Origin of the sequence: Methylobacter svalbardensis, assembly GCF_037671525.1 — a bacterium.
Taxonomy (GTDB): domain Bacteria; phylum Pseudomonadota; class Gammaproteobacteria; order Methylococcales; family Methylomonadaceae; genus Methylobacter_A; species Methylobacter_A svalbardensis.
The window spans coordinates 52,824-78,185 of sequence record NZ_JAWPOH010000015.1; the positions used below are offsets into that span (position 1 = coordinate 52,824).

26 protein-coding genes are annotated in these 25,362 nt (G+C 51.9%); 7 read left to right on the plus strand and 19 right to left on the minus strand.

The window, feature by feature from the left end:
* Positions 1–2: 2 nt before the first annotated feature.
* The 10 genes from RW114_RS08205 to RW114_RS08250 form a co-directional block, all read right to left on the minus strand.
* Entirely contained in the window at positions 3–1,535 is a 1,533-nt protein-coding gene (locus RW114_RS08205; protein ID WP_340122264.1) for an HAL/PAL/TAL family ammonia-lyase, read from the minus strand.
* Positions 1,528–2,457 carry an LpxL/LpxP family acyltransferase gene (locus tag RW114_RS08210; RefSeq protein WP_340122265.1) on the minus strand — a complete coding sequence of 310 codons (930 nt, stop codon included), beginning with the start codon at positions 2,455–2,457 and terminating at the stop codon, positions 1,528–1,530. The genes RW114_RS08205 and RW114_RS08210 overlap by 8 nt, the downstream gene beginning before the upstream one ends.
* Positions 2,454–3,188: a glycosyltransferase family 2 protein gene (locus tag RW114_RS08215; protein WP_340122266.1), complete on the minus strand. Its 735-nt coding sequence runs from the start codon at positions 3,186–3,188 to the stop codon at positions 2,454–2,456. Before RW114_RS08215 ends, RW114_RS08210 begins: the two co-directional genes overlap by 4 nt.
* Positions 3,185–4,879, minus strand: a complete 1,695-nt coding sequence (locus tag RW114_RS08220; RefSeq protein ID WP_340122267.1) for an ApeI family dehydratase — start codon at positions 4,877–4,879, stop codon at positions 3,185–3,187. The genes RW114_RS08215 and RW114_RS08220 overlap by 4 nt, the downstream gene beginning before the upstream one ends.
* Positions 4,869–5,429, minus strand: a complete 561-nt coding sequence (locus RW114_RS08225) for a COG4648 family protein (RefSeq protein ID WP_340122268.1) — start codon at positions 5,427–5,429, stop codon at positions 4,869–4,871. Before RW114_RS08225 ends, RW114_RS08220 begins: the two co-directional genes overlap by 11 nt.
* Complete coding sequence (locus RW114_RS08230) at positions 5,422–5,670, minus strand: acyl carrier protein (protein WP_305269307.1); 249 nt, start codon at positions 5,668–5,670, stop codon at positions 5,422–5,424. The genes RW114_RS08225 and RW114_RS08230 overlap by 8 nt, the downstream gene beginning before the upstream one ends.
* A gap of 10 nt (positions 5,671–5,680) precedes the next feature.
* Positions 5,681–5,929: a phosphopantetheine-binding protein gene (locus RW114_RS08235; protein WP_479687028.1), complete on the minus strand. Its 249-nt coding sequence runs from the start codon at positions 5,927–5,929 to the stop codon at positions 5,681–5,683.
* A gap of 5 nt (positions 5,930–5,934) precedes the next feature.
* Positions 5,935–6,711 (minus strand): lysophospholipid acyltransferase family protein, encoded by a 777-nt coding sequence (locus RW114_RS08240; RefSeq protein ID WP_340122269.1) that lies wholly within the window; start codon positions 6,709–6,711, stop codon positions 5,935–5,937.
* Positions 6,696–7,424, minus strand: a complete 729-nt coding sequence (locus RW114_RS08245; RefSeq protein ID WP_340122270.1) for a beta-ketoacyl synthase chain length factor — start codon at positions 7,422–7,424, stop codon at positions 6,696–6,698. Before RW114_RS08245 ends, RW114_RS08240 begins: the two co-directional genes overlap by 16 nt.
* Before the next feature lie 112 nt (positions 7,425–7,536).
* Positions 7,537–8,355 carry a TOBE domain-containing protein gene (locus tag RW114_RS08250; RefSeq protein ID WP_340122271.1) on the minus strand — a complete coding sequence of 273 codons (819 nt, stop codon included), beginning with the start codon at positions 8,353–8,355 and terminating at the stop codon, positions 7,537–7,539.
* 365 nt (positions 8,356–8,720) lie between these two features.
* Between RW114_RS08250 and RW114_RS08255 the strand changes: the two genes are divergently transcribed.
* On the plus strand, positions 8,721–9,980 hold the full coding sequence (locus tag RW114_RS08255) for an alginate export family protein (RefSeq protein ID WP_340122272.1): 1,260 nt from the start codon (positions 8,721–8,723) through the stop codon (positions 9,978–9,980).
* Between the two features lie 30 nt (positions 9,981–10,010).
* Here the strand turns inward: RW114_RS08255 and RW114_RS08260 are convergent, their stop codons facing one another.
* Positions 10,011–10,277, minus strand: a complete 267-nt coding sequence (locus RW114_RS08260; RefSeq protein ID WP_340122273.1) for a hypothetical protein — start codon at positions 10,275–10,277, stop codon at positions 10,011–10,013.
* 170 nt (positions 10,278–10,447) lie between these two features.
* Between RW114_RS08260 and modA the strand changes: the two genes are divergently transcribed.
* Genes modA through RW114_RS08280 form a run of 4 tightly spaced genes read left to right on the plus strand, consistent with a single transcriptional unit; the run spans position 10,448 to position 13,552 of the window.
* Positions 10,448–11,218, plus strand: coding sequence for a molybdate ABC transporter substrate-binding protein (gene modA / locus RW114_RS08265; RefSeq protein ID WP_340122274.1), 771 nt, complete (start codon positions 10,448–10,450; stop codon positions 11,216–11,218).
* 13 nt (positions 11,219–11,231) lie between these two features.
* A complete protein-coding gene (gene modB / locus RW114_RS08270) occupies positions 11,232–11,918 on the plus strand; it encodes a molybdate ABC transporter permease subunit (protein ID WP_340122275.1) in 687 nt (228 codons plus the stop codon).
* Between the two features lie 5 nt (positions 11,919–11,923).
* A complete protein-coding gene (gene modC / locus RW114_RS08275; protein WP_340122276.1) occupies positions 11,924–13,102 on the plus strand; it encodes a molybdenum ABC transporter ATP-binding protein in 1,179 nt (392 codons plus the stop codon).
* Between the two features lie 21 nt (positions 13,103–13,123).
* On the plus strand, positions 13,124–13,552 hold the full coding sequence (locus tag RW114_RS08280) for a TOBE domain-containing protein (protein ID WP_340122277.1): 429 nt from the start codon (positions 13,124–13,126) through the stop codon (positions 13,550–13,552).
* A gap of 52 nt (positions 13,553–13,604) precedes the next feature.
* Here RW114_RS08280 and RW114_RS08285 read toward each other — a convergent pair whose 3' ends face one another.
* Both RW114_RS08285 and RW114_RS08290 read right to left on the minus strand, forming a co-directional pair.
* On the minus strand, positions 13,605–14,132 hold the full coding sequence (locus RW114_RS08285) for a class I SAM-dependent methyltransferase (RefSeq protein WP_340122278.1): 528 nt from the start codon (positions 14,130–14,132) through the stop codon (positions 13,605–13,607).
* A gap of 581 nt (positions 14,133–14,713) precedes the next feature.
* Positions 14,714–15,178: a hypothetical protein gene (locus RW114_RS08290; protein WP_340122279.1), complete on the minus strand. Its 465-nt coding sequence runs from the start codon at positions 15,176–15,178 to the stop codon at positions 14,714–14,716.
* A gap of 167 nt (positions 15,179–15,345) precedes the next feature.
* Between RW114_RS08290 and RW114_RS08295 the strand changes: the two genes are divergently transcribed.
* Positions 15,346–16,152, plus strand: a complete 807-nt coding sequence (locus tag RW114_RS08295) for a helix-turn-helix domain-containing protein (protein ID WP_340122280.1) — start codon at positions 15,346–15,348, stop codon at positions 16,150–16,152.
* Between the two features lie 89 nt (positions 16,153–16,241).
* Here RW114_RS08295 and RW114_RS08300 read toward each other — a convergent pair whose 3' ends face one another.
* On the minus strand, positions 16,242–16,541 hold the full coding sequence (locus tag RW114_RS08300; protein WP_340122281.1) for a CPBP family intramembrane glutamic endopeptidase: 300 nt from the start codon (positions 16,539–16,541) through the stop codon (positions 16,242–16,244).
* A 507-nt stretch (positions 16,542–17,048) separates the two neighbouring features.
* Here RW114_RS08300 and RW114_RS08305 point away from each other — a divergent pair.
* On the plus strand, positions 17,049–17,678 hold the full coding sequence (locus RW114_RS08305; protein ID WP_340122282.1) for a hypothetical protein: 630 nt from the start codon (positions 17,049–17,051) through the stop codon (positions 17,676–17,678).
* A gap of 585 nt (positions 17,679–18,263) precedes the next feature.
* Here RW114_RS08305 and RW114_RS08310 read toward each other — a convergent pair.
* The 5 genes from RW114_RS08310 to RW114_RS08330 all read right to left on the minus strand — a co-directional run bounded on the left by RW114_RS08310 (position 18,264) and on the right by RW114_RS08330 (position 25,354).
* Positions 18,264–18,602, minus strand: a complete 339-nt coding sequence (locus tag RW114_RS08310; protein ID WP_340122283.1) for a hypothetical protein — start codon at positions 18,600–18,602, stop codon at positions 18,264–18,266.
* A 423-nt stretch (positions 18,603–19,025) separates the two neighbouring features.
* A complete protein-coding gene (locus tag RW114_RS08315; RefSeq protein WP_340122284.1) occupies positions 19,026–21,281 on the minus strand; it encodes a copper-transporting P-type ATPase in 2,256 nt (751 codons plus the stop codon).
* Positions 21,278–23,632: a cation-translocating P-type ATPase gene (locus RW114_RS08320; RefSeq protein WP_340122285.1), complete on the minus strand. Its 2,355-nt coding sequence runs from the start codon at positions 23,630–23,632 to the stop codon at positions 21,278–21,280. The genes RW114_RS08315 and RW114_RS08320 overlap by 4 nt, the downstream gene beginning before the upstream one ends.
* Positions 23,527–23,985: a cation-transporting P-type ATPase gene (locus RW114_RS08325; RefSeq protein ID WP_340122286.1), complete on the minus strand. Its 459-nt coding sequence runs from the start codon at positions 23,983–23,985 to the stop codon at positions 23,527–23,529. Before RW114_RS08325 ends, RW114_RS08320 begins: the two co-directional genes overlap by 106 nt.
* 67 nt (positions 23,986–24,052) lie before the next feature.
* Complete coding sequence (locus tag RW114_RS08330) at positions 24,053–25,354, minus strand: HD-GYP domain-containing protein (RefSeq protein WP_340122288.1); 1,302 nt, start codon at positions 25,352–25,354, stop codon at positions 24,053–24,055.
* Positions 25,355–25,362 lie beyond the last annotated feature (8 nt).

Below are 25,362 nucleotides of genomic sequence, written 5' to 3' on the forward strand. Positions count from 1 at the left end.
CTTTAGTCATATAGATCCCAATGCTGCTTGCGTATCAGCTCCAGACACAGCCGCAGTTCTTGTTCCAGCGCCCGGTCAGCAGTCAGAAACGGGCTATGTTCGCGCAGTTGCTCAACAGTCTTTTGCAAAGCCGGGCTTAACTTATCCACATTACCCCGCAACTCAACGCCCTGGACAACGGCTAACAATACCGCCACGGCGACTTGTTCGGTCAACTCCAAAATGCGGATGCAATCCCTGGCGGCGATGGTGCCCATGCTGACTTTGTCCTGATTGTGGCATTCGGTGGAGCGGGAAAACACGCTGGCGGGCATGGTCAGTTTAAGGGCTTCTGCGGTCCAGGCGGATACGGCTATTTGTAAGGCCTTGAAGCCATGGCTCAACAAGGCCTGTTCGCCGGTGGCGCCGGACAGATTGGCGGGCAAGCCCTGATTGAATTTGGGATCCATCAACTGCGCCATTTGCCGGTCCATTAAATCGGCCAGATTGGCTACCGCGGTTTTAAGAGCATCCATCGCAAAGGCAATATGTCCGCCATAGAAATGGCCGCCATGCAGGACATGTTCGCCTTCGGCATCGATAATCGGATTGTCGTTGGCGCTGTTTAATTCATTTTCGATAAACTGCCGCAGCCAGGGCAATGAATCTTCCAGCACGCCGATGATATGCGGCGCGCAACGCAGGGAATATCGATCCTGCAAGCGGGTATCGTGACGCGGCGCACTGTGCTGCAACTGCAGATCCGACCGCAGCCTTTTGGCGACGCGGTTTTGTCCGGGATGCGGCTTGACCGAAAACAGTTTTTCATCAAAATGATAGGCATTGCCGTTTAAGGCGACCGAAGCCAGACTGGTGATGCGCGTGGTCAAGCGGGATAAATACTCGGCGCGCTGATAGGCAAGACAGGCGATGCCGGTCATGGCGGCCGTACCGTTCATAATCGCGAGACCCTCTTTGGGTTTTAAGCTCAGCGCTTCGATCTTAAGCTTCGTAAAAACGCTTTGCGTGGGTTGACGTTCGCCCTGATAAAACACCTCCCGTTCACCGGCCAGAACGGCGGCCACATAAGACAATGGCGTCAAATCACCGCTGGCACCGACCGAGCCTTCTTGCGGAATCATCGGCAGAATGTCCTGTTTTAAACATTCAGCCAGCTGCTGCAATAACCTGTAGCGCACACCCGAAAAACCGCACGCCAGACTGGTCAGGCGTGCCGCCAAAATAGCCCGCGTTTGCTCCACATCAAAATGATCGCCCAGCCCGCAGCCATGGAAAGTGTACAGCTGTTTGGGCAGTTGCTCGACCAGATGCAGCGGAATCGAGACCGTGCAGGACTCGCCGTAACCGGTGGTTACGCCGTACACAAAACCTTCCTCCTTTAATAAGCTATCGATAAAGCGGGCGCCTTTGTCGATGCGTTCGATAAAGTCCGGCTGCCGACTCAATTCAATCTGCGCGTATTGCTTAGCTATCTGACAAATGTCTTCAATGGTCAAGGCCTGACCATCAAAAACCACGGTATTTTTATTATTCATCCAGCCGCCAAAAATCGAAAAAGTTAAACCATTGTAACGGTTCCATTAAGCAATAATGCTCCAATCGCTGAGCATAACGCTGAATGATTTGCTGCATGGCTTGCTCACGGTTTTTTCTGGGGAACGTTAAGCCATCGCTGAAATGCTCGAAATAGATCACCTGCCTGCCCTGTTGTTTCAGGCAAAACAGCGTGTAAACCGGACACTTAAGCAATGCGGCCAGGATAAACGGGCCTTGCGGAAACAACGCATCAGCACCCAAAAATTCCGCCCGGCTCACGCGCGAACTTTGACTGACCGGCGTCCGGTCGGCGGTAATAATGATCAACTCACCGTTATCGATTTTATCGTTCAGCAACATTGCCGTGGCAGCGTTGATTTCGGTCACCTGGATCAGGTTTAAGCCGCTGTTCTCGTTGGTTTGCCTTAACAGCTGATTGAACTTTTCAGCATGTTTGGTGTGTACCAGCACGTTAATACGAGGCGCACCATCCAGGTCGGCAATCGTGCGGCAGACTTCAAGATTACCCAAATGCGAACCTAACAGGATAGCGCCCCTCCCCGTCTTGATCTGAGCCAGCAAGGCATCACGCCCCCGATACTCCACGTCGACCAGCGACAACGCGCCTGACCAGGCCGCCAATTTATCGATAACGGCGTTGGCAAAGCCGATGAAGTGTCGATAGCTGTCCCGGAGATTTCCTGTTAAATCGGATTCAGGCGAAAGCGTTGCAACGCGCTGTAGATAGGCCTGACTGGCCGTTCTAGCCGGCTTGTTCGCCAGCCAGTAATAACTGACGACCGGATATAAAAACCACTGCAACACCCTACGCCCGAATAACAGGTAAACGCGCAGCAAAAAACGTATGCCCCAAATCAGGCTCCATTCACCCATGTCTGCCCAATGCGACGGTTTTTTCATGACCTAAGCCTGCCCAGCAATTGAGGAATGCGGGTGAGCATGCCGAAAAACAGTTTGGCATGAGCTGTTGAGATCATCAGATTATCCCGCCACAACTTGAAATGCGATACGCCGTCGTAAGGATAATTCACGCGAGTGGGTATATTGACAACATCGATGCCCTGCCAGTACAAGCGCACCAGTATGTCGATATCAAAATCCATGCGCTTGGCCATGTGGGTAACGCCGATTAACCTAGCCACTGCCGCCAACGGATACAAGCGAAAGCCGCACATGCTGTCCGCAATCTCGAACGACAAGGTGTTTATCCATACCCACAGATTGGTCATGGCTCGACCGAAAACCCGGCTCTTGGGCGCAGTTTTATCAAACAGCGGCCGACCCAAAATCAGCGCATCAGGATGTTGCGCTCCTGCTTCAAGAAAGGCAGGAATATCGTTAGCCTCGTGCTGACCATCGGCATCGATCTGGAGCGCATGGCTAAATCCCAAAGCCACTGCCGCCTTAAAACCGTCCAGCACGGCGGCGCCTTTGCCGCCATTTTCCAAACGATGGATTAACGTGAGCCAATCCGGTTCCCGTTCGACACAGTCTGCCAGGACTTGAGTACAAAGCGTCGAACTGCCGTCATTCACCAGTATCGTCGGAATGCCGAAGTTTTTTAATTTGGCAAGCACATGGGAAATCGCGGCTTCGTGGTTGTAAACGGGGATTATGATGCAGGGTTTCATTTATTTCCCTCGTAAACCATGCGCCCTGAACTATGCATACCGAGCTCTGAGCTGAACTTAAAATACAGTTTTCCCGATGTTGCGTTCCAGTCGAGCGACAATGTCAATTCATCGTCCGGCTGGATGACTTGGGTAAATTTAACGACTTCCATATGTGAAAACGGTTTATCGATAATAAAAAACAGTTTGCCGAAATGTTCGACCCAAGCCAGTTGCACCACGCCCGGCAAGATCAGATAACCGGGAAAATGGCCGGGAAAATAAAGCAAGTCTTCCGGCACTCTAAGACCCAGCTGAACGCCGTCGGAATTTATTACAAGATTGAGCACCTGAGGGAGTTTCCGGTTATCAAAATCCAGCAGGCTTGTTAACAGCGGCTGCCTGATTTTGCCCTGAGTCGTTAGCGGCATGATGTTGACAAACAGCCATTTTCTGGGCAACACCACCGACTCAAACCATGGCTCAAGTACCTGGCGCAATTGCCTGATTAGCCGGTTTCTGCCCTGGATTGCCAGCTGTTCTAAACCCAGAGAACTTAACACTACGACCGCCGCGACGGTGTCTCTGGTTTTGGTTATCACCAACGCATGAGCGTCATCTATCCACGGCGCAGTCATCAAGCGTTGCTCCAACTCGACCAAGGACAAGCGTTTTTCTTCGATTTTAACGATGCGATCCGAGCGTCCATGCAGCATAAACCGGCCATCATCCAGCAGGGTGATGTTATCGTCCAGTTGAAAATCGTTTTCTGTTTGCAAATAAGGCGAATGCAGCAACCATTTCCCACCGATACAACTTAAGCTCATTCCGGGAAATAACGTCCATGCTTTATCCTGCTGACGCCAGGCGATACCCCCGGTTTCGGAACTGCCGTAAATCTCAATCACCGCCTGCCCGCCATCGGTTAATATCTGGTGTGCGGCAGTCTCCGGTAACGCACCGCCGGAACTGAAAATGCCCTTTAGTTCGGCAATGCCGCCCCAGGGTGAATGTAGGTCCAAGCGCTTTAAATGCGCAGGACTGGCTACCCAGTAAGCCGGCTCGCGTTGCAACGCATGAACCAGCGTTTCAGGATTGATATAAGCCTGACTATGAAAGCATCGCCCTGCCGACAACGGCCATAACACCCGAAACAGCAAGCCATAGATATGCTGATGGCTGACCGTTGCCAGTGCCGCCGCCTCGCCCAGCTGTTCGCCCCAGCGTTGTTCCAGCGTGGCGATTTCAAGCTGGAACTGGTTCAGGCATTTGACTATCGGTTTGGCCTGCCCGGTAGAACCGGAGGTAAAAATAACCAGCTGCTTATCCAACGGATTTAACGGCGATAAAGACCGACTGGAACACTCCGGTGCTTCCAGGCAGTCATCGAAACTTTCTCCATTTTTCCAATCGCCCAACAACTGACAGTCTGGTGCTAGTTGCTCAGCGGTGCCGGGGCGATTATTGCCAGGTATCCAGATTTGTTTACCGGCGTGCAACAGCGCAAACAACAGCACGGCAAACGGATAGGCGTCTTCGGTGTACAAGGCGTAATGCCGGAACGGTTGCGCTCGCAGTTTATCGGCCCAGGATTTGACCGCGTTAGCAAACTGCGTTGCTGAATAATACTGCCCTGAATGATAGGCAACAGGCGCAACAACCGGCCTTTGGCTAATTAAACAGCAGGACAGCGGCAGCAGCTTATCTGACATGTTTCTGGGTTCTCATCCTGACCAGGTATTCGGCGGCAAATAAAACGCCCATCAACACATAAGCGATCAGACCATTGTATAAACTCCAGACTTCCAGACTGGCCCAAAGAGCGGTTACCCATGCCAGGATGCCATTAATGATAAAGAAGCCGCACCAGACTTGAGTCACACGGCGGGTATAAATAACGCCTTCCGGCGGCAAATCGGGGTGCTGTAGACGCGCCACACGCTCAATCAAACTGGGCGGGGAATATAAGCTCCAGCCGAAAATCAGCAACATCAATGCATTAACCAGAAGCGGATAAAACAGCAAGGTACCTAATTGATTGCTCCACATCGCAAATAGACAATAACCGATACCGGCAATCAATAACGGGGTATTCCAGTGTTTACGGGAATAACTGGCCGCAAGTCTGACCAGCAGCAACCCAATCAATAGGCCGGCTATTTTCCAGGGCTCAAAATAATGGCTGCCGAAAAAAACCGCCAGCGGGTATAACAGCGTCGATACTCCCATCACGCCGTTTACAAAAAACCGCATATCAGTCATTAAGCATCTTATAAACCGCCTCGACCACATCGCCAATGGTGCGCGCCGTTTTAAAATCTTCGGCTTTGATCGATTTACCGGTCATTTCTTTAAGCCTGACTATCATGTCCACCGCATCGATACTGTCGAAATCCAGGTCGTCGTACAGCCGAGCTTCCAAAGTAATCGCCTGCTCGTCCATCTCAAACATCTCGACCATAATTTCCTTGATGGCCGTTAAAATTTCTTCGCGCTCTTTTATCATAATCGCCTCAACTACGCGCCGCTTCAATGTATTCAGCCAACGTTGAAACCGAGGAGAAAATCTTCACCACGTCCTCTTTTTCAGCATCAATCTTTACGTCGTATTTTTTGCGGATAGCCAAGCCCAATTCCAGCGCATCGATGGAATCCAGTCCCAAGCCGTCGTTAAACAACGGTGCCTGACTGTCTATATCCGCCACGCTGATGTCTTCCAGATCCAGCGTATCAATAATGAGTTGTTTTAATTCGTTTTCCATCGTGTTTATAAAGCTCTCTGTTGGGTAAAATAATCTTGCAGATATTGTGTAAAGCGACGCACACCTATCGATTTTGGACTGAGCTCGGCAAATTCATCCAGCGCAATATCATCGCCGACATGCATGGTCAGATGAAAGCGGCGAGCAGGAATTTGATACCACCGCTCGGCTTTGGTTAAGGTACTGGGATAACAGGTCAGCGTCACCGGGGTCACAATGGCATTGGCCTGCAAGGCAATGGCCGCCGCGCCGCGTTGAAAATGATACGGCTTACCCGGCATTGATCGCGTTCCTTCAGGAAAAATAATCATCGATCCTCCTGAGCGCAACCAGGCAACACACTCGGCTATCATTTGCTCAGGATCGCCGTTGCTGATGTATCCCGCATTGAGTATGGGACCGCGCATGAACGGATTATGCCACAGCTTGGCTTTGACAATACAGCTGGCTTGTTTGATTCGGCTGATCAAGAATACGATATCGACCAGCGTCGGATGATTGGCGATGATCAACTGTCCGGGTCGATTGAGCTTGTCCAGACCCACGATTTCGTAAGTCATCACCCCCAGCCTGTGCATCAAGCCGATGAAGACATAAAAACTGTAGTGCACTGTTTTTTGGCCCCGACCGACTTTTTTCCGTGGATTGCCGGGCAACAGAGACAACACCGGAAATACCAGTGCCCACAGAAATAAACCGCCCACGCCAAAACTAAAAAAACTCAATGCTGTTGCCAGAAGACGCCAGCCATAGCCTAATTTTTCCGCTATTTTTTGTGCCATTCCCAGCTATGCCTATGATTGCCCAGCACCAACGCTTTATCGTCGGCAACAAGAAACTTTATAAAAGAGAGTATCTGCAAGGCCTGCTCGCCATCATCTCGATGCGCAGGCGTTCTACAAAACCGTAACGGCAAGCCATTCCCGGCTAAAGAAATATTTAAAGCCAATGCACAAATGGCAGGCGCATTAAGCGCAAACGGTAACGACGGGTAAAAATCCGATAGCGGCTCATCATACATCACTACCAGTACTTCGTTATGGTGTTCCTGCAAAAGCCCCAGCGCTTCAATAAACGCCGGAGCAATACCGTCCTGGCCCGGCGCAACCACGGTAATTTCCTGATGATTGGCATAGGCGATGGAAAACAATCCCGCTATGGCGTTATGAACTGACAGACTAAAAGCAGTCGGCGAAACTTCGTCACCTTTTTGCATGCTTTTGAGCATCTCCAATGACTTATTCACTTCGCCATGGGCGGAGCTGAACACAATGGGCAATGACTTATCGCTGTCAATACAACCGTCCGCCGCATGAAAAACCGCTCGACCCAATGGACTTAATCTGCGTTGCAGTATTTTGGGCACCGTAGCCGGTAGGGCCGCTGTTTCCTCTTGGGCAAAGGTCTGATGGTCATGCCACTTTCGCCAATCTTCGTGACAGCTCATTCCGGGTGCCCAAGCGTTCCAGCTTCGCAGTACAAAATCGACTGTCATTATATCAATCCGGTTGATCGTTTACACTTGAGGGACAATAAAAAATCCAGAACGCTTGAATTCATATAATGAACGCAATTCCGGTCGGTTGTTGAAGATGGATTAACCGTTATCAAAGCGAAGACATGACGCCCAGAACCGGAGCATTACTTTTAAACATCGCCCATACAGCCATACCGGGCATCAAAGCCAGGCTTTGTACGCTTTGCGGCGTAACCATGGCAACCAGCGTTTCGCCGCCGGGCAATAAAACAATCACTTCCGCATTCACCTCGTCCTGTTGGACGCGAATCACGTTACCGGACAGATGGTTGCGTGCCGAAAAGCGATTGGGATCGGAATCGATTGTCAGCGTTATGTCGGCACTGTTGATCAACAACACCGCATCGGCGCCGACCTGTACCCCAAGATCGCTGAGCGATGCCAGGGTGACATTGGCAATAACCTGTTCGCCGCCTTTCAATTTCACGCTTACCTCGGCATTCACCGCACCGGCTTGAACCGCGACAATGCTGCCGAACAGCTGATTACGGGCGCTGGTTTTAACCACCAGGCGCTGCAACAGCAATACCGTATCGGGATCGCCTGCGAGACCGCGGTTGAGCTGCTCAAAAAACTGCCGATGCTGTTGTTCCAGACGGGTGAACAGCGCCAGCAACGAGCGTCCTGCCTCGGTTAAACAGGTGCCGCCGCCTTTGCTGCCGCCCGTGGCGGTGCTGACTAATGTTTTCGGCGCGCCGTTGTTAGCTCTTTCAATAATTTGCCAGGCGCCTTTGTAACTCAAGCCCATCTGCTTGGCAGCCTGATTGATGGAGCCGCTTTGATCTATCGCCGTTAACAAGCCGATCATGCGGCTATCCAAGCCGACTAACCGCAATTCGCCATCGACCCAGGCTGTTGAAATATTGTTGTGGTTTAAGCTGTCAGCCATAAATGATTGTGCTGCGGAACAAGAATTGAATTAATCATTATTTCCCTAATGGTGTGAGGACAGTGTTAAGTAACTGCACTGTCATTAAGCCTACAGAACAGAACAAAATGTTTGAAACACAACATTGTTTACTCTTTTGACGCAAAACAATAATCAAAACAATTCAATGATGTAACCGCCATGTTAATAATTGGCACGTCACTTGCTCTAAGGAACATTGTCACCAATAACGTTATGTACTTTGATACATAACGTTGTTAAACTGGAGCCATGTCTTATTTTTAGTTTTCCCGAATAAGACTCTGTATACATCGACGAATCAGCGTCGACGTATACATTATAGTTACAATTATAGGTCATTGATGATGCGAAGAAAATCTTTTACCGGCGTTACTGTTAACCATACACTCAGTTTAATAGTCGCCAGCGGTTTTTGCATGGGCGCCAACAACGCTGTTCAGGCCGCCGAAAAGAAAACTTACACCAAGCCCCCGTTTGCCGCTTTTTCCAGCCAGATGTCCGATCCTTTACTCGGTTCGGACAAATACGAAAAACCGGTCTGGAATCTGCATGATACACTGAACCTGCCGAAATGGCTGTCTCTGTCGGTGGAACAGCGCACCCGCTACGAAACCATGGACGGCAGTTTCAAAGCCGGCGGTAAAGGCGGCGACCAACAAATTCCGTTGCAAACCGACGTATTTCTGGAGGCGCGCTTCAATCACCTACGCGCTGGAGCCGAGTTTCTGGATGCACGGCAGTTCGGCGCCGATAGCGGTTCCGGGATCAATAACACCCACGTTGACGAGGCTGACTTTATCCAGGGTTATCTGGCCTGGGCCGATCAGAACGTAGCCTACAGCGGTCTGGGAGCGGAAGTCATCGTCGGCCGGCAATCGCTTAATTTCGGTAGTCGCCGCTTGATTGCCAGAAACGCGATGCGCAACACCATCAATAGTTTCGACGGCGTGCGGCTGCGTTTGCTCGATTATAACAACTGGCAATTCAATGCTTTTGTGACCAAACCGGTCGGCCGCTATCCGAATAACTCGGCGCAACTTCTTGATGGATTCCACAGTTTCGATGAACCGGAATACCAAACCTGGTTTTCCAGTGGATTTCTGGAAAAATACGACATCGCCTGGGGCATTAACGCCGAATTGTATTTGTACCATTTAGACGAAGGCGACCGCAAACGCAGCCAGACTGCCAACCGGCGTTATTTCACGCCCGGCATGCGCTTTTACATGAAACCGGCCAAAGGCGCATTCGACTTTCAAACCGAAACCATCGGCCAATTCGGCACGGTGCGTTCATCGACCGCCGGCAACAATAGCACGGATTTAGACCATTCCGCCTGGTATCAACACCTGGACGTCGGTTACACCTTTGATATTCCCTGGTCGCCGCGTTTAGCGCTGGAATACGATTACGCCAGCGGCGATCACGACCCCAACGATAGAAAAGATCAGCGTTTCGATACCCTGTACGGAGCAAGGCGCTTCGAGTTCGGTGCAACCGGCATTTACGGCGCCTTTGCCCGCAGCAATATTAATACTCCGGGCTTGCGCTTAACCGCCGCGCCGCGAAACGATGTGCAGCTTGGCCTCAGTCACCGGCTCTAATGGCTGGCGGAGAATAAGGATAGTTGGACCTCAGCCAATCTGCGCGATACCACGGGTAGGACCGATAACTTTATCGGCCAGCAACTCGAACTGACAGCTCGCTGGGATTTCAACAGCAGCCTGAATTTCGAAACCGGCTGGGCGCATCTGTTCAAAGACACTTTCGCCAAGGAAACCATCAATGCGCCAACTAATAAGGATGACGTCAATTATGTCTATGTACAAAGCCTGTTGCGTTTTTGACGGATTGATAAACCGATGAACCGGATAAGTTAGCCGCGTTTGACAGCAGGGCACTCAATTATCGACCTATTGGATTATGCTCAGGACGATGCGGGTAAGACCTTCCAGGTTTTTAAAACCTGGAAGGTCTGGTGTACCTAGCTCGAATAACGTTTCAGGCAACCTGGCGTACAGGCTTTATAAAATCGAAATAACTCTCATCATTTAAATTATTGGAGAATTTTATGTTACATCAGCACCTTTTTCGCCCTATCCTAGCCGCATGGCTGATTTTGCTTGCACCTTCTACCTGGGCCGCAACTACGCTGGTCGCCGTTGCCTCGGATTTCACTAAACCGATGACCGAAATCGCCGCCGCTTTTGAAAAAACCACCGGCCATACCGCCAAGCTGTCGTTCGGTTCCTCCGGCAAGGCTTTCGCGCAAATTCAAAGCGGCGCGCCGTTTGAAGTCTATTTGTCGGCCAGCGAAAAATACCCGCTGGAACTGGAAAAATCCGGTTTCGCGGTTATCGACAGCCATTTTGTTTACGCTATCGGCAAATTGGTGTTGTGGTCGGCAACACCCGATTATGTTGACGGTCAAGGAGAAATCTTGAAAACCGGCACTTTCAAACATATTGCCTTGGCCGATCCCAGCCATGCTCCTTACGGTGTGGTGGCAGAGGACGTGATGAAAAGCCTGGGCGTATTAGACAATCTGCGTCCTTTGTTCGTAATGGGCGAAAACATTTCGCAAACCTTTCAGTTTGTCAGCACCGGCAATGCCGAGCTGGGTTTTGTCGGGCTGGCGCAAGTCATTGATGTTAATAGTGGCAAAATCGGCAGCGGGTCGGGCTGGGTCATACCGGATAATCTGCACAGCCCATTCCGGCAAATGGCTGTGTTGCTGAAAACCGGTGCCGAAAACCCGGCGGCGCTTGCCCTAGTGGATTTTCTTAAATCGCTCATAGTATCGGCGATTATCGAAAAATACGGTTTTGGTTTGCCTCAATAATAGGAAAATACTTATGTTAAGCCCTGCCGATCTCGACACACTTTTTTTAACATTCAAAGTGGCCAGTATCGCTACCATGCTGATGCTGCTGTTCGGCACCCCGCTGGCCTGGTGGCTGGCCCGGACACGTTCCGCCTGGAAAGGCATCATCAATGCCGTCGTAGCGCTGCCGCTGGTGTTGCCGCCGACTGTACTGGGCTTCTATCTACTGGTGCTGATGGGCCCTGCCGGAGCAATCGGCAAATTCACCAGTTGGTTGGGATTGGGCACCTTACCGTTCACCTTTCCCGGATTGGTAGTGGCATCAGTGCTGTATTCGTTACCGTTTGTCGTGCAACCTTTACAAACCGCGTTCGCCGCCATCGGCGAACATCCTCTGGAAGCAGCGGCAACCTTGCGCGCCGGTCCTTTGGATACTTTTTTCAGCGTGGTCGTGCCGCTGGCGAAACCCGGTTTCATGACCGCCGCCATTTTAGGCTTTGCCCATACCGTCGGCGAATTCGGCGTGGTGCTGATGGTCGGCGGCAATATCCCCAACAAGACCCGCGTGGTGTCGGTGCAAATCTACAATCATGTCGAAGCGCTGGAATACACAGAAGCGCACTGGCTGGCGGGCTGCCTGCTTTTGTTCTCATTCAGCGTGCTGCTGATACTGTATACCGCGCTGAAAACGCATCCCGTCGCCCACCCGCTTAAATGACCAACATGACCAATATCCAAGCCCGCTTCCAGCTCGACTACGGCGACTTTAAACTGGACGTCGATTTAAAGCTGCCCGGCACCGGCATTACCGTATTGTTCGGCCATTCCGGCTCCGGCAAAACCACGCTGTTGCGCTGCATCGCCGGACTGCAACATGCGCCTCAGGGTAAGCTGGCAATCAACGGCAGCATTTGGCAGGACAGCGAACGCGGCCTGTTCTTGCCCACCCATAAACGGCCGCTGGGTTATGTGTTTCAGGAAGCCAACCTGTTTCCGCATTTAACGGTGCGGGATAACCTGCATTACGGCTTGAAGCGGATTAAGCAAAATTCGGGCACGGTCAAACTGGAACACGCCGTTGAATTGCTGGGCATCGGCCAGTTAATGGAGCGCATGCCGGAACGCTTGTCCGGCGGCGAACGGCAACGGGTCGCCATCGCCCGCGCATTGGCGCTCAACCCTGAAATATTGTTGATGGACGAACCGCTCGCGTCGCTGGATTTCAAGCGCAAGCAGGAAATTCTGCCGTTTTTAAGCCGCCTGCATCGGCAGCTCGACATTCCGGTACTGTACGTCACCCACTCTCAGCAGGAAGTCGCGCAACTGGCCGACACGCTGGTGATCATGGAAGACGGCCTAGCGCTGGCTTCGGGGCCGCTTTCGGAAACGCAAAGCCGTCTCGACGTGCCGCTGGCGCAGGATCGGGAGGCCGCCACGGTTTGGCAGGCGACCGTCGCCGAACATGAAACCGACTATCATCTGACCCGCGTTGCTTTTGCCGGAGGTTCACTCAGCCTACCGGCGGTCGATGCCGAGATCGGTACGCCGTTGCGGGTACAGATTTACGCCCGCGATGTCAGCATCGCCCTTGAAGCGCCGACCGCCACCAGCATTCTCAATGTGCTGCCCGCGACCATCACCGGCATCGCCGACGGTCGCGACGGCCAGAGCGTGATACGGCTGCGACTGCCAAGGATGGCGGCCGAGACTGCTCCCGGCAGTCCTCGGCATTCCCTCCATCCATGGAGGTCAGAAGTGTCGCAATCGGTAGGGAACCGATGCGACCTGGTCGGCGATCAGGCGCTGCTGGCGCACATCACCCGCAAATCGGCGTTGTTGCTGGGTTTGCAGATCGGCATGGCGGTTTACGTGCAGATCAAGGGTACATCGATATTAAATTAACCAACACCCCGGAGATTCATCATGAAAGCAAGTGCTCGTAATCAGTTTGTAGGTACCGTCACTGAAGTGCTCATCGGCGCGGTCAATGCCGAAGTTCATGTCGGCTTAAAGGGCGGCGAAACCATCGTCGCCTCTATTACCAAGGAATCCGTCGAAAAGCTGGCGATCAAAATCGGCATGGCAGTGGTGGCGCTGGTCAAGGCTCCGCAAATCATCATCGTTACCGATTTCGGCGGCTACCGGCTGTCGGCGCGCAACCAGCTGCAAGGCACGGTAACCCAAGTTAAACTCGGTGCGGTCAACGCCGAAGTCGATATCGAGTTAAAGGGCGGCGAGCAGGTTGCCGCGACCGTGACCAACGACAGCGTTGAAACGTTGGGCTTGCGCAAAGGCCAAGCTGCAACGGCGGTGTTTAAGGCCGGTGCGGTGATTTTGGCTGTCGCCGGTTGATAAACTGGAGATAACATCCGCTTTCTCGTTCCCACGCGCTGCGTGGGAATAATCAAGAATTTTTAGTAGCGCAAATGCGTTGCATAACGGCAGGCCGTGGCATTGTCTCTTCACCCTGCTCGAATGAGATTATATTCAGCACAGGTGAATAGATTTCGAACAGCTCATTCGGTAGCAACAAAAAATCAGGATTGCTGGGCTTGCCATAGCGTTCGTTACCCGCCATGAAGGTTTCATAAATCAACACTCCGCCCGGATTCAGCATTGCGGGAAGAGTGTGTAGCAGCGGCCGATACAGATAACGGCTGACAATTATGCCGTCATACTTCCAGTCTGAGTAAGGCCAGTCGCCTGCTTCGAGATCGACAATAAAAACGTTGATATTGTCCATCCCCTCCATGCTTGATACCACCTGCGCATCGCGATCAATCGCATCAACCTGATAGCCTTGCTTGGCAAGCCAGATTGCATGGCGGCCGTTGCCGCAGGCAAGGTCGAGTACTCGACCCGCCTTAGGTATCAACGGAGTGTGTTTAACAATCCAGGGCGACGATTTTTCTAGCAAATAGTGTTTCATCATGAGTGAGCCTTGGCTATAAGTTGTTGTCGTTATTCCGTAAACACGGGGTTATTGAGAAATATGGAATTTAACCAAAGCTACCGGTTTTTTATTATTTTACTGAGTTTTGATAAAAGCCGACATGTCGGCTTTTGTCATTCTAAAGCGATTGTCTTGATAATTTATTAACTGATGTTACGCACGGATGGTACTTCTCCCGTTTGTCGCGCCGAGCACCGGAGCTTTTATCGAGAACAGCCCGTTAGGGGTGCGGCAGGGATGCCGCACGTCAGCAGAGGGGCAGGAGCCCCTTCTGCTGACCCTCGATAAAAGCGAGGAGCGCAGGAAGCAAGCGGCAACCGGGTCGCCTTTTCTTTGGTTACTTTCTTTTGGCGAAGCAAAAGAAAGTAACTCGCCTTCGGGTGCGAGAACCCGATTCAAATAATCGTCGCGGTAGCGACACTTTTAATAATAAAAATGTTAATGCAGTCTAAATTCGAATAACTGCGTAACATCAGTTATTAACAAATAGAGTACGAGGCTGCGCCAGGATGAGTGCATCCCACCGAAGACAGCCCCGCACATTGGGCAGCAAGTCAGACTCAAGTCTTCACCGATCTCAATTTCCAGGCCGCTCTGACGACCAGCGCGATAGCGGTGAGAAACCCGACCGTCGTCAGCGTGAAGCTCAATCCCGCCTGAAACGGAAAATGCGCTTCAACGGGAATCGCCGCGACAACCGAAGGCTTCGGCGTCAAGCCTCTGACCAGAAATGCCAACGGATTGAAGAAAGCGCCGAAACAGCAGGCGGCAACGACCCAGACCGGCGGATCGATGGCATACTGCCGAAACAGCAGGAAAAAGATAAACAGGAATTGGGACATCATCAAATAGTCGATATGGGCCCTGATAATGTCGGCCCGTTCGACGAGGTGTCCGGCCAAGACGCCATCGGGGAAAAACAGTGTGACGCCGAGCACCCAGGCGATGGCAAGCGCTATCGCCAGACACAGTCCGGCAAACGCCACAAGAAAAAGGTTGGTCATCGTCATCTTTTGGTTTGTCATGGTTATCCTCATCGTTATACGGGGACTTTTGTCCCGCCTTGTTGAACGCCAATGTCGGCGAATTGCTCAAGCCGCTGTCAGTTGTCAATAGTCGGCGATTTGACTAAACTGCATCGCAAACGCCTGCGTTGAAAACGGGTGGCTCAAGACAATAAGGAGTATAAACAATGGCAGACAGTCCTCGCTTGTATGAACGTGCTGCGACGGAGGCCGTCAAGTTCGACGCGCTCTGGGACATCAGCGACGGCCGCACGTTTTTTACCGGACCGCTGTATTACAACGCGAGCCATCAGCACGGCGCGCCGGTTTTTCTCGCCGGAATTTACGGCAATTTTCGCCTGCGACTGGATGGCGGCGATTGGCTGTCCTGCCGCACCGCGGTTATTCCCGCCGGTGTCCTGCATGAGCTGGATATAGGCGGCGATCCGCTGACGGTGTTTTATATCGAACCGAATATCGCCGGAGCCGATGCCTTGAAGCCGCTGATCCGCAATACCCGCGAGGTCAACGGCGCCTTGGTCGGCACCACCGGGGAAGTTTCGTTCATGCGCGACCTTTACGAAGACCGCTACAATCCTCAATGGACTGCGGAACCCTTGGACGATCTGATGGGGTTTGCCAAACGACGGGCGAGAGCCGAACTGATCGATCCCCGCATAGCCCAGGTGGTGGAGTTTTTATTCGAACACGGCGACGATCTCACCTCGGTGGCAACGCTGGCCGGAACGGTCGGGCTGTCCGCCTCGCGGTTCCAGCATCTGTTCACGCAACAAATCGGCGTTCCTTTCCGCCGTTATCGGGGTTGGAACCGGATGCGGAAAGCGATACGCGAGATCATAAAAGGCAACAACTTCACCATCGCGGCGCATGCCACGGGATTTTCCGACTCGGCCCATTTCAGCCATGAATTCCGCAAGACCTTCGGCGCGCCGCCCACGGCAGGACTGCAAAGACTGGCGCGGTTGCAGCGCTGAAGAACAAGTAGCCCGTATGGAGCTTGCATAACACGGGATTTCGTGGCTCCGATACCCCGTATTCCGTTGCACTTCATGCGGGCTACTCGCTATCGCACTGACGCCGCTAATGCCGGATAAGTAAACAATAAGAAATACAATGAATTTAAGGTGAAATGCGTGAGAATTGAGGCTTCTATACGCTGGGTATAGCGGTAGGCCCAGCCATAGCCAACGCCTGCAACTGTTGCCAATAGAATGTACTTACTGCCTCCCGTGTAATGCGCCAGACCGAATACAATCGCCGTAATCGATATGGCAAGTGCATCACCGTAGCGTATTTTTGATAATCCCTGCATCAGGTATTTTTTAAATAAAACCGAGAAAAATGAGTGGCTCGCGGCAACCATAATCCGATCAATGCCAATGTTAAAATGCCGTAGGTGACAAGTGTCGCGAAGTTTAACTGAATCATTTCTGCCTTGTTGCCCGTTTGCTGTCGGTCGCCAACAGGGGTATTTTTTTGAAATAGTAGTGTTAGCAACAGCTGGAGCATTTAGTATAGGCCAAACATCGTGCTGCCCATCTGTCGTAACCGTGTTAATCTGGAGTCAGATTAACGTTATTTTTATGTTACCCTGCCCCCGATTATCCTTCTTGAGAGTTACCTGAATCGATATCTATTTTTCATAAGGATCAAGCAGACCCTATCACGTCATTCTTGGAAAACTGCAAAGAATTAGCTGTATTTTGCAGTCAAAACGGGTGGATTATCAACGAATCGATCGAATATGAAAGATGGGAGCGAAAGCCGGACAGTCTGCTGATATACGTTACATTCATGGAAAGCATTATGGAAGGCTCCGGATGCCAGTGTGACCAAAAATCGTGCTACGGCCGGTTAAAACTCATGTTGGATGACAACGGCAAAATCACGGCTGCGTACGCCGCTTAATCGCCGCAATGAAGCGGCCTCTTATTCCCCGACAGTTATGTTGAAGACATTATTTAGAAAATTCAGCGATTTATTTTTAGGCTTTTGGGTCCTTGTTTATATCTTGCTAGAAGAACTGGTTTGGGAAGCTATCGCCAAGCCTGTTTATCGGTTCATTCACGGCCTTAAAATTTTACAAAAAATTGAGACATCGCTTATCGAGCTCGACCGACTCGCCTTACTGACTATTTTTTTATTATTATTCATTCAAGTCGAATTGCTTGGTATCGTGGCAATCGGACTGATCGCGAAAGGCAAAATGATTGCCGGGATCGGACTTTATGCCGGAAAAATTCCGGTCGCTGCATTGACCTTTTGGCTGTTTCGTCTCTCTAAAGAAAAGCTGATGACTTTCGCTTGGTTTAAAAAAGCCTATGATTTTCTAATGCTGATCATTAATACGATAAAGTCCAGTGCAATCCATCAACGCATCATCGCAAAAATCGCACCTTTAAAAAGTAGACTTGGACAACTCTTGCCGAGAAGTCTGCTGCAAAAAATAAAAAATTCGGCATTGTTTCTGAAAATTCGACTTTTTTTAAACAAAAATTGAATTAAGCAGGATTTCAGCCGAGGTTTCATTCCTTAGCAATAACTAAAGAAGCTAACTTATAACCTGATGTTACGCGCGTACCTATAAAAAATCGTAGTCCACGAAAAACACAAAAAGCACGAAAAACAAACGGGGTATATAGAAGCATGTCGAAAATGCATCCTGATTACAATGAACCTTGGCTAGTATCGTCATGCCGGCATGAATGCCAGTTCCAGTCACATTGATATGATATGAATGAATAATTTGGCATTACACCGTAAGTCGGGGAATATAGGGCTTTATATTTTTTCGTGGCTTTCGTGCTTTTCGTGGACAGTGCGTAACATCAGTTATAACTAAAACCGCATACCTGCCCGTTTATTGTTTGATTTTTTGGGTATCCGGATTTGCCAGTGCAAGCGGCAGTATTCGATGCGTCTTACTCTATTGAAAAAACATCACAGTTGGGTCAGATGGTTTTTTAAAAACGTGACGACGACAGCGCATAAGATGGGCCAAACATCGTGCGGCCCATCTGCTTGGCCTGCGGTTGATGAGCTTCGTACCTCAGCCCCGCCCTACCGCACTGATTTGTATTAAGCCTTACATCTGGCGATGCAGCTTTGCCATACTCAAATTTTCTTCGACAGCTCTTTTATAGACCCCAATCAGCATTTGGCAGTGCTCTTTCAAACTTTCCGCCTGTCTACCGTAGCGATAGCTTTTTGACTCATATTGACTAAGAAGTTTTTTGTGCTCATCAACTTTAAGCTGCATTTCTTTTGCCGCTTCCTCATAGTGTTGCGCCAGCGCCTCATGATCGGCTTTGGATTCTGCGTTTAGTACAGCTTGAGTCATATCCATCGGATGCGATTTTATCTCGCCACAAGCGGACACTAGGCCAACAGTTAAAAACAAGGCAATCAGTAACTTTTTTTTCATGGGTTTTCTCCTAAGTGATTCAAAAAAAATTTAAAATATCATCGTTTTTCAAGTTGTTAAGTAAGGATAGAGAATTCAACTGCTTCGATCAATAGGCGCTACCACCTATCAGGTAACCCGCTATTTAGCTGAATGCTTTACATCACCAAAATCCCGGCTGATTTCCGGGATTTATAGCTCGCGGATTGACGCACAAAAAATAGGCCATCAACCCAATCAGCACAGCTATTTTTTAAAGCACGAATAGTGCCATTCATGTTCAATCAATACGTTAGGCATTTTTTGCCTTCTACTCAAGTTTATTCGCACAATAAATGTGCATTAAAAACCCATAAACGCACCCTAATAAAGCGATCTCAAAAACGTTTACCTTTGACATCTCCTTCGAATCCAAATAATCGCTTTTTTAGATAAATGATTTTTTTAAAGCGATAATTTTCGCAGTCGCAGAGCGTTCGTGATGACCGAAACCGAACTAAAACTCATCGCTGCCGCCGCAATCATCGGTGACAGCAAAATGCCGAAGTATGGATACAGCACGCCGGCGGCAACGGGAATGCCGAGAGCATTGTAAATGAAAGCAAAGAACAGGTTCTGGCGGATATTGCTCATGGTGGCTTGACTCAAGAGCCGTGACCTGGCGATGCCGCGCAGATCGCCTTTGACCAGCGTGACTCCGGTACTTTCCATCGCGACATCGGTGCCGGTGCCCATCGCAATACCTACGTGTGCCTGCGCCAATGCCGGTGCATCGTTGATACCGTCACCCGCCATTGCTACAAGACGGCCTTCGGCCTGCAATTGTTTGACGAAAGCGGTTTTCTGTTCGGGTAATACTTCCGCTTCAACCCGGTCTATGCCGAGTTTTTTGGCCACTGCATCGGCTGTGGTTTTGTTGTCACCGGTCAGCATCACGACTTTTATCCCGGCTTCGTGCAGGGCTTTCAGCGCTTCCGGTGTTGATGATTTAATCGGATCGGCAACGCTGATAAATCCGCCGAGTTTCCCATCCACGGCGACAAACATGACGGTCTGCCCTTCCAGACGGAGCTCGTCAGCCGGTTTTATTAACGGCGTAATATCGATATTCTTCGCCTGCATTAATTGGGCGTTACCCAGCGCAACCAGGCGGCTTGAAATTCTGCCGCAAACACCTTTGCCGGTTACCGATTCAAATTGTTCGCCGGCAGTCAGCTTGATGCCTTTTTGTTCAGCACCTTTAACAATCGCGGCGGCAAGCGGGTGTTCGCTGGCTTTTTCCAGGCTTGCGCCAAGATACAACACGTCTTCTTCGGAAAAGTTGTTATAGGCGCTGACCGACATCAACCGGGGCTTGCCCTCTGTCAGCGTGCCGGTTTTGTCGACCACCAAGGTATCTATTTTTTCCATGATTTCCAGCGCTTCGGCATTTTTGATCAATACCCCGAGCTGAGCGCCCCTGCCTGTTCCGACCATGATCGACATCGGCGTGGCAAGACCAAGTGCGCAGGGGCAGGCGATAATAAGAACGGCTACCGCATTGACAATGGCATGAGCCAAGCGCGGTTCCGGCCCCCATTGCCACCAGACGATCAAGGTAATGACGGCAATGATCACAACGGCCGGCACAAACCAGGCTGCAACCGCATCCGCCAGCTTCTGGATCGGCGCCCGGCTGCGCTGAGCTTCGCTGACCATATTCACGATCCGGGCCAGCAGCGTTTCGCCGCCGACCTTCTCGGCGATCATCAGCAGACTGCCGGTGCTGTTGACGGTGGCGCCTATCAGGCTATCCCCTGCATTTTTTTCCACCGGGATAGGTTCGCCGGTCATCATCGATTCATCGACGCTGCTATGACCTTGCTGCACGACGCCGTCAACAGGGATTTTTTCGCCGGGCCGGACGCGCAACACATCGCCCGGTTGTACCTGTTCAAGGGGAATATCTTCTTCGTTGCCGTCGCCTGTCACCCGGCGCGCTGTTTTCGGCGCCAGTTCCAGCAGCATCCTGATAGCCTGGCTGGTCCGGCTTCGGGCCCGCAATTCCAGCACTTGTCCCAGCAGCACCAATGCGGTAATGACGGCTGCGGCCTCGAAATAGACCGCCACCCTGCCGTCTGTGCTGCGCATAATCGATGGGAAAATTTCCGGCGCAAATGTTGCTGCCACGCTGTAAATCCAGGCGACGCCGATACCCAAGGAAATCAGCGTAAACATGTTTAAATTGAGACTGATGACGGAACGCCAGCCGCGCTGAAAAAACGGCCAGCCGCCCCACAAAACGACCGGCGTGGCCAAGGCAAATTCAATCCATTGCAACGAGTGGCTGAAGAAATCACCGGCAATCAATCCCGGCATCAGGTCGTGGGCCATCGCCAACATGAACACCGGTATCGACAGCGCGGCACTAACCCAAAATCGTCGACTCATAGCGGTGAGTTCGTGGTTTTCCTCATCCTCTCCTGAAACATCCCGGGGTTCCAGAGCCATGCCGCACTTGGGACAGGAGCCGGGTTCACTGCGGATGATCTCAGGATGCATCGGACACACATATTCGGTATGAATTTCGTGGGCCTTGCTTTCCATCGGAGCCATTGGTTCCAGGGCCATTCCGCATTTGGGACAGTTTCCAGGCTTTTCCAGACGGATTTCCGGGTGCATGGGGCAGGTATAAATTTTTTCATTAGCGTGTTTTTTCATGGTCTTACCCTCCTTCTTTGCCCGGGGCGGCGAATAACTTTTCTGAGTTCAAGAACAATCAGCGGTATAAATCCAGCCCCGATCCACGTCACGCACTGATTTAGAGACACGGGCTCGATCTGAAACAGCGTTTGTAGCATGGGGACATGGTGTATCGCAAACTGCAAGCCGAAGCTCACCGCCACAATCAGAAACAGGCGCATGTTGGAAAACAGGCCTATCTGCCAAATAGTACGCTGTTCGCTCCGCGCACCGAATGCGCGCAGCAGCTCGGCGATCACCAGGGCGGTAAAGGCCGCATCGCGGGCTAGCTCAAGGCTGTTGCCGATGTAGCGTTCATAGGCGAACACGCCAAGCGTGACGCCGGCGGTCAGCAAGCCGGTGAACAGGGTTAGTTTGATAAAATCCCGGTTGAATAGCGCATCCTGGGAACGTCTCGGCGGACGATTCAACACGCCGGGATCAACCGGATCAGTCGCCAGAGCGAGCGCCGGCAAGCCGTCTGTCACCAGGTTGATCCACAAAAGATGCAGCGGCAGAAGCGGCAGCGGCCAGCCCAGGAGGATCGCGCTCAGCATCACGATCAATTCACCGGTATTCCCTGCCAGCAGATAGGCCAAGGTTTTGGCGATGTTGTCATAAATGCCGCGGCCTTCTTCTACGGCAGCGACGATGGAGGCAAAATTGTCATCGGTGATAATGATATCCGCAGCCTCCTTGGTCACCTCGGTGCCGGTGATGCCCATCGCGATACCGATGGACGCCTCCTTGAGTGCAGGAGCATCGTTAACCCCGTCTCCGGTCATTGCCACCACAGTTCCCCGGGCTTTCCACGCGCGAACTATGCGCAGCTTGTGCTCGGCGGTAACTCGCGCATAAACCGAAATCTGTGCTACCCGTTCCTTCAGCGCTTCGTCATCCAGACGGTCCAGCTCGGCGCCTACGAGAACTTCGTCGCCCTTGCCCAGAATGCCCAATTCATGACCTATTGCCCATGCAGTGTCCGGATGATCGCCGGTGATCATCACGGTTTTGATGCCGGCCCGTTTGCACTTGACCACGGCCTCTTTCGCCTCGCCTCGGGGTGGATCCTGCAAGCCTACGAGTCCCAAAAGAGTAAGTTCCTGCTCGATCTCCGTATCATTTACGGCCATGCCTGCTTCGAAACTGAAATTATCCAGGGAGCGCTCGGCGACGGCAAGCACGCGCAGGGCATCGTGCGCCAATAAGGCATTGGCTTGCAACATTCGGCTGCGGTCATTCTCGGTCAATTCTCTGACTCCCTGATCGGTACGGATCAGGCTGCAACGGCTGAGAATGACTTCGGGCGCGCCTTTGACGAATGCCCGGGGGTGGCTTTCCTGACTACGAATGATGGTCATGCGTTTGCGGTCGGAATCGAAAGGCACAACAGCCAGACGCGGCATTTCAGTTTCAATAGCTGCACGGGTAATACCGCCTTTCGCAGCAGCCACCAGCAGCGCCCCTTCGGTTGGGTCGCCCACTACCGCCGGCCGGTCATCCAGTAGACTTAATTCGGCATCGTTGCAAGCAGCCGATGCGTACAGCAAGGCGAAAAGTTCCGGGCTTTTCGACGGCAGGTTTTCCACGTTGCCGGAAAAAAATGCACCTTCCGTGGCATAACCTTCGCCGGTGATGCGATACAGGCTTTCCGACGTAATCAGCTTGCGCGCCGTCATTTCACCCATCGTCAGTGTGCCGGTCTTGTCCGTACAGATAACCTCGGCGCAGCCCAGCGTTTCGACCGAGGCCATATGCCGCACCAACGCGTTGCGCTGCACCATACGTTGCACACCCAAAGCGAGCGCGACAGTAACCACCGCAGGCAGACCCTCGGGAATGGCCGCTACCGCAAGACTGACCGCGCTCAGGAAAAGCTCAAACGGCGCAATTCCCCGCAATAAGCCGAGACTGAAAATCAGCGCAACAATGCCGAAACAGGCCCATAACAGCAGACGCGCTACCCGATCGAGTCGGCGTTTCAATGGGGTTGCTCCGCTTTCAGCGGTCTCCAGAAGTTTGGCGATATGGCCGAGTTCCGTCTCCATGCCGGTATTAACCACCAAAGCGCGGCCGGTTCCCGCCGTTACGCTGGTGCCGAGAAAAACCATGTTTTTCCGGTCTGCCAGCGGCGTTGCCAGAGCAACACTGTCAGTGAACTTATCTACGGCTTGCGATTCGCCGGTGAGCGGCGCTTCGTTGATGCAAAGCACTGATGTCCGGATCAGACGGGCGTCCGCAGCGACCAGATCCCCGCCTTCGAGCAGCAGAATATCACCAGGAACGATTTCAGTCGCGGCAACCACCACGCTATGCCCGCAGCGCACCACACGACAATGGGCGCTGCCAGGCGAGCCAACGCGGCGGCCGCCTTTTCGGCGCGATACTCCTGAATGAAACCGATCACCGCGTTCAGGATTACGATGGCAATGATGGCGATGCCGTCAGCCGTTTCACCTAGCGCTGCGGAAACAGCCGCCGCACCGATCAACACCCAGATAACCAGACTTCTGAACTGGCTTACAAAAATGACCAGGGCCGAAAATCGCTTGCCTTTGCGCAGTTTATTTGGCCCATACCGGGCGAGCCGCTGTTTCGCTTCATTGCCGGAAAGCCCCTGCTCCACATCGGTATCAAGAAGACTTGCGGCTTCGGCAATCGACAGGTTGTGCCATGCGTTCATAGTGATATTTCTCCCATTAACATTAGCCGCGCATCGGTAAAATCATTTTTGTCACCAGCTACGTGTTTTAGTGCCGACTGCCGGCAGTAGTCAAAAAATAGCGGGCGATGCTGTGTTGTAACATCGCTTCCAGCTGATGCTCCTCAACGCCGCTGATTTTCTGATAAAGTTCGGAGGCGAGCCTCACAAAAATTTTCATCAACTGCGGATCGAAATGACTACCGCTGTCCCGTTCGAGCGTGGCGATGGCTTCGGGCATTGTCCACGATTCCTTGTACGGGCGCTTGGAAGTCAGGGCGTCGAACACATCCACAATGGCGAATATTCGCGCATTCAAGGGAATCGCTTCAGCCTTGAGACCTTGCGGATAACCCGTACCGTCGTATTTCTCATGATGAAATTCGACGACGTCCCTGGCGCCGCTTAACCAGCTGGACTTGCTCAGGATGTCCACGCCCAGCGATACGTGCATTTTCATGACCTCGAACTCTTCCGGCGTCAGCTTTCCCGGTTTCAGCAAGATCGGATCGCGGATGCCGATTTTGCCGACATCATGCAAAAAAGCACCGGCAATAAGATCGTGAATATCTTCACGGGCGAGCCCGATCGCCTCGCCAAGCCGTAGCGCATAGAACGTTACCCGGTAGTTGTGGCTATTGGTATCGGAATCGCGTTCGGCAATCGCGCAGCCAAGCACAGTCATCAGTTCCAGGTTGCCTTTCAGCAAATCGCCGGACAATTCGATCAGCCCCCGGTTAAGCGTCAGGATGATCGGATACATCAACAGAGTGGTAAACGTGATGCCGAGGGTGACAAACAACAGCGTACGCAGTAGGTCGTTCTTGATCGAGTCGAGGGTCTCTTTATCGACTTGGTAGATGCCTTCGAAATAACCGGTTAGCAAGTCCTGGACGTCTTTCAGCGGAACCAGGATGACCAGCAGCAATTCGCCACGGATAAAATGGAACTCGTGGGAGAACTCACCCACCTGTGGAAATCGATGGCGATAACGTTCGATGCCCTGTTCGGCGTCCTCCTGCCCCTGCCGAATGGTTTCAAGCTGAAGTTGTTTATTGCGGTCGTACAGTTCGACGATCAGGAAATGCTGATTGACCAATTGCTGTGCCAACTCTGCCAGATGTTGTCGAGCTGTGGAATCCAGCCGTTCCAAATTGTGGGCGGACTCCCCGCTGAAGGTCTCTGATTCCCTGAGCGCAAGTTCATGCACGAACTGCTGGATGCGATTGACCTCCAGCCATAAAACGACGCCGCCGACCGCTACGCTGAGAAACAGCCAGCCCAGAAACAGCCGGAGCAGGATTTTCCGGTGAATAAACTGATTCGCAGCAAGCGCTGCTCTCGAATCAATCCTACTGT

Bases quoted from the DNA above. Each gene is read 5' to 3' on its own strand.
- RW114_RS08225 (WP_340122268.1), bottom strand. From the start codon at position 5,429: ATGACTGATATGCGGTTTTTTGTAAACGGCGTGATGGGAGTATCGACG.
- modC (WP_340122276.1), top strand. From the start codon at position 11,924: ATGACCAATATCCAAGCCCGCTTCCAGCTCGACTACGGCGACTTTAAA.
- RW114_RS08210 (WP_340122265.1), bottom strand. From the start codon at position 2,457: ATGAAAAAACCGTCGCATTGGGCAGACATGGGTGAATGGAGCCTGATT.
- RW114_RS08310 (WP_340122283.1), bottom strand. From the start codon at position 18,602: ATGAAAAAAAAGTTACTGATTGCCTTGTTTTTAACTGTTGGCCTAGTG.
- RW114_RS08235 (WP_479687028.1), bottom strand. From the start codon at position 5,929: ATGGAAAACGAATTAAAACAACTCATTATTGATACGCTGGATCTGGAA.
- RW114_RS08305 (WP_340122282.1), top strand. From the start codon at position 17,049: ATGACAACGGCAAAATCACGGCTGCGTACGCCGCTTAATCGCCGCAAT.
- RW114_RS08255 (WP_340122272.1), top strand. From the start codon at position 8,721: ATGCGAAGAAAATCTTTTACCGGCGTTACTGTTAACCATACACTCAGT.
- RW114_RS08290 (WP_340122279.1), bottom strand. From the start codon at position 15,178: ATGACAAACCAAAAGATGACGATGACCAACCTTTTTCTTGTGGCGTTT.
- RW114_RS08220 (WP_340122267.1), bottom strand. From the start codon at position 4,879: ATGTCAGATAAGCTGCTGCCGCTGTCCTGCTGTTTAATTAGCCAAAGG.
- RW114_RS08215 (WP_340122266.1), bottom strand. From the start codon at position 3,188: ATGAAACCCTGCATCATAATCCCCGTTTACAACCACGAAGCCGCGATT.
- RW114_RS08245 (WP_340122270.1), bottom strand. From the start codon at position 7,424: ATGACAGTCGATTTTGTACTGCGAAGCTGGAACGCTTGGGCACCCGGA.
- RW114_RS08280 (WP_340122277.1), top strand. From the start codon at position 13,124: ATGAAAGCAAGTGCTCGTAATCAGTTTGTAGGTACCGTCACTGAAGTG.
- RW114_RS08300 (WP_340122281.1), bottom strand. From the start codon at position 16,541: ATGGTTGCCGCGAGCCACTCATTTTTCTCGGTTTTATTTAAAAAATAC.
- modB (WP_340122275.1), top strand. From the start codon at position 11,232: ATGTTAAGCCCTGCCGATCTCGACACACTTTTTTTAACATTCAAAGTG.
- RW114_RS08250 (WP_340122271.1), bottom strand. From the start codon at position 8,355: ATGGCTGACAGCTTAAACCACAACAATATTTCAACAGCCTGGGTCGAT.
- modA (WP_340122274.1), top strand. From the start codon at position 10,448: ATGTTACATCAGCACCTTTTTCGCCCTATCCTAGCCGCATGGCTGATT.
- RW114_RS08325 (WP_340122286.1), bottom strand. From the start codon at position 23,985: ATGAACGCATGGCACAACCTGTCGATTGCCGAAGCCGCAAGTCTTCTT.
- RW114_RS08285 (WP_340122278.1), bottom strand. From the start codon at position 14,132: ATGATGAAACACTATTTGCTAGAAAAATCGTCGCCCTGGATTGTTAAA.
- RW114_RS08205 (WP_340122264.1), bottom strand. From the start codon at position 1,535: ATGAATAATAAAAATACCGTGGTTTTTGATGGTCAGGCCTTGACCATT.
- RW114_RS08295 (WP_340122280.1), top strand. From the start codon at position 15,346: ATGGCAGACAGTCCTCGCTTGTATGAACGTGCTGCGACGGAGGCCGTC.
- RW114_RS08315 (WP_340122284.1), bottom strand. From the start codon at position 21,281: ATGAAAAAACACGCTAATGAAAAAATTTATACCTGCCCCATGCACCCG.
- RW114_RS08240 (WP_340122269.1), bottom strand. From the start codon at position 6,711: ATGGCACAAAAAATAGCGGAAAAATTAGGCTATGGCTGGCGTCTTCTG.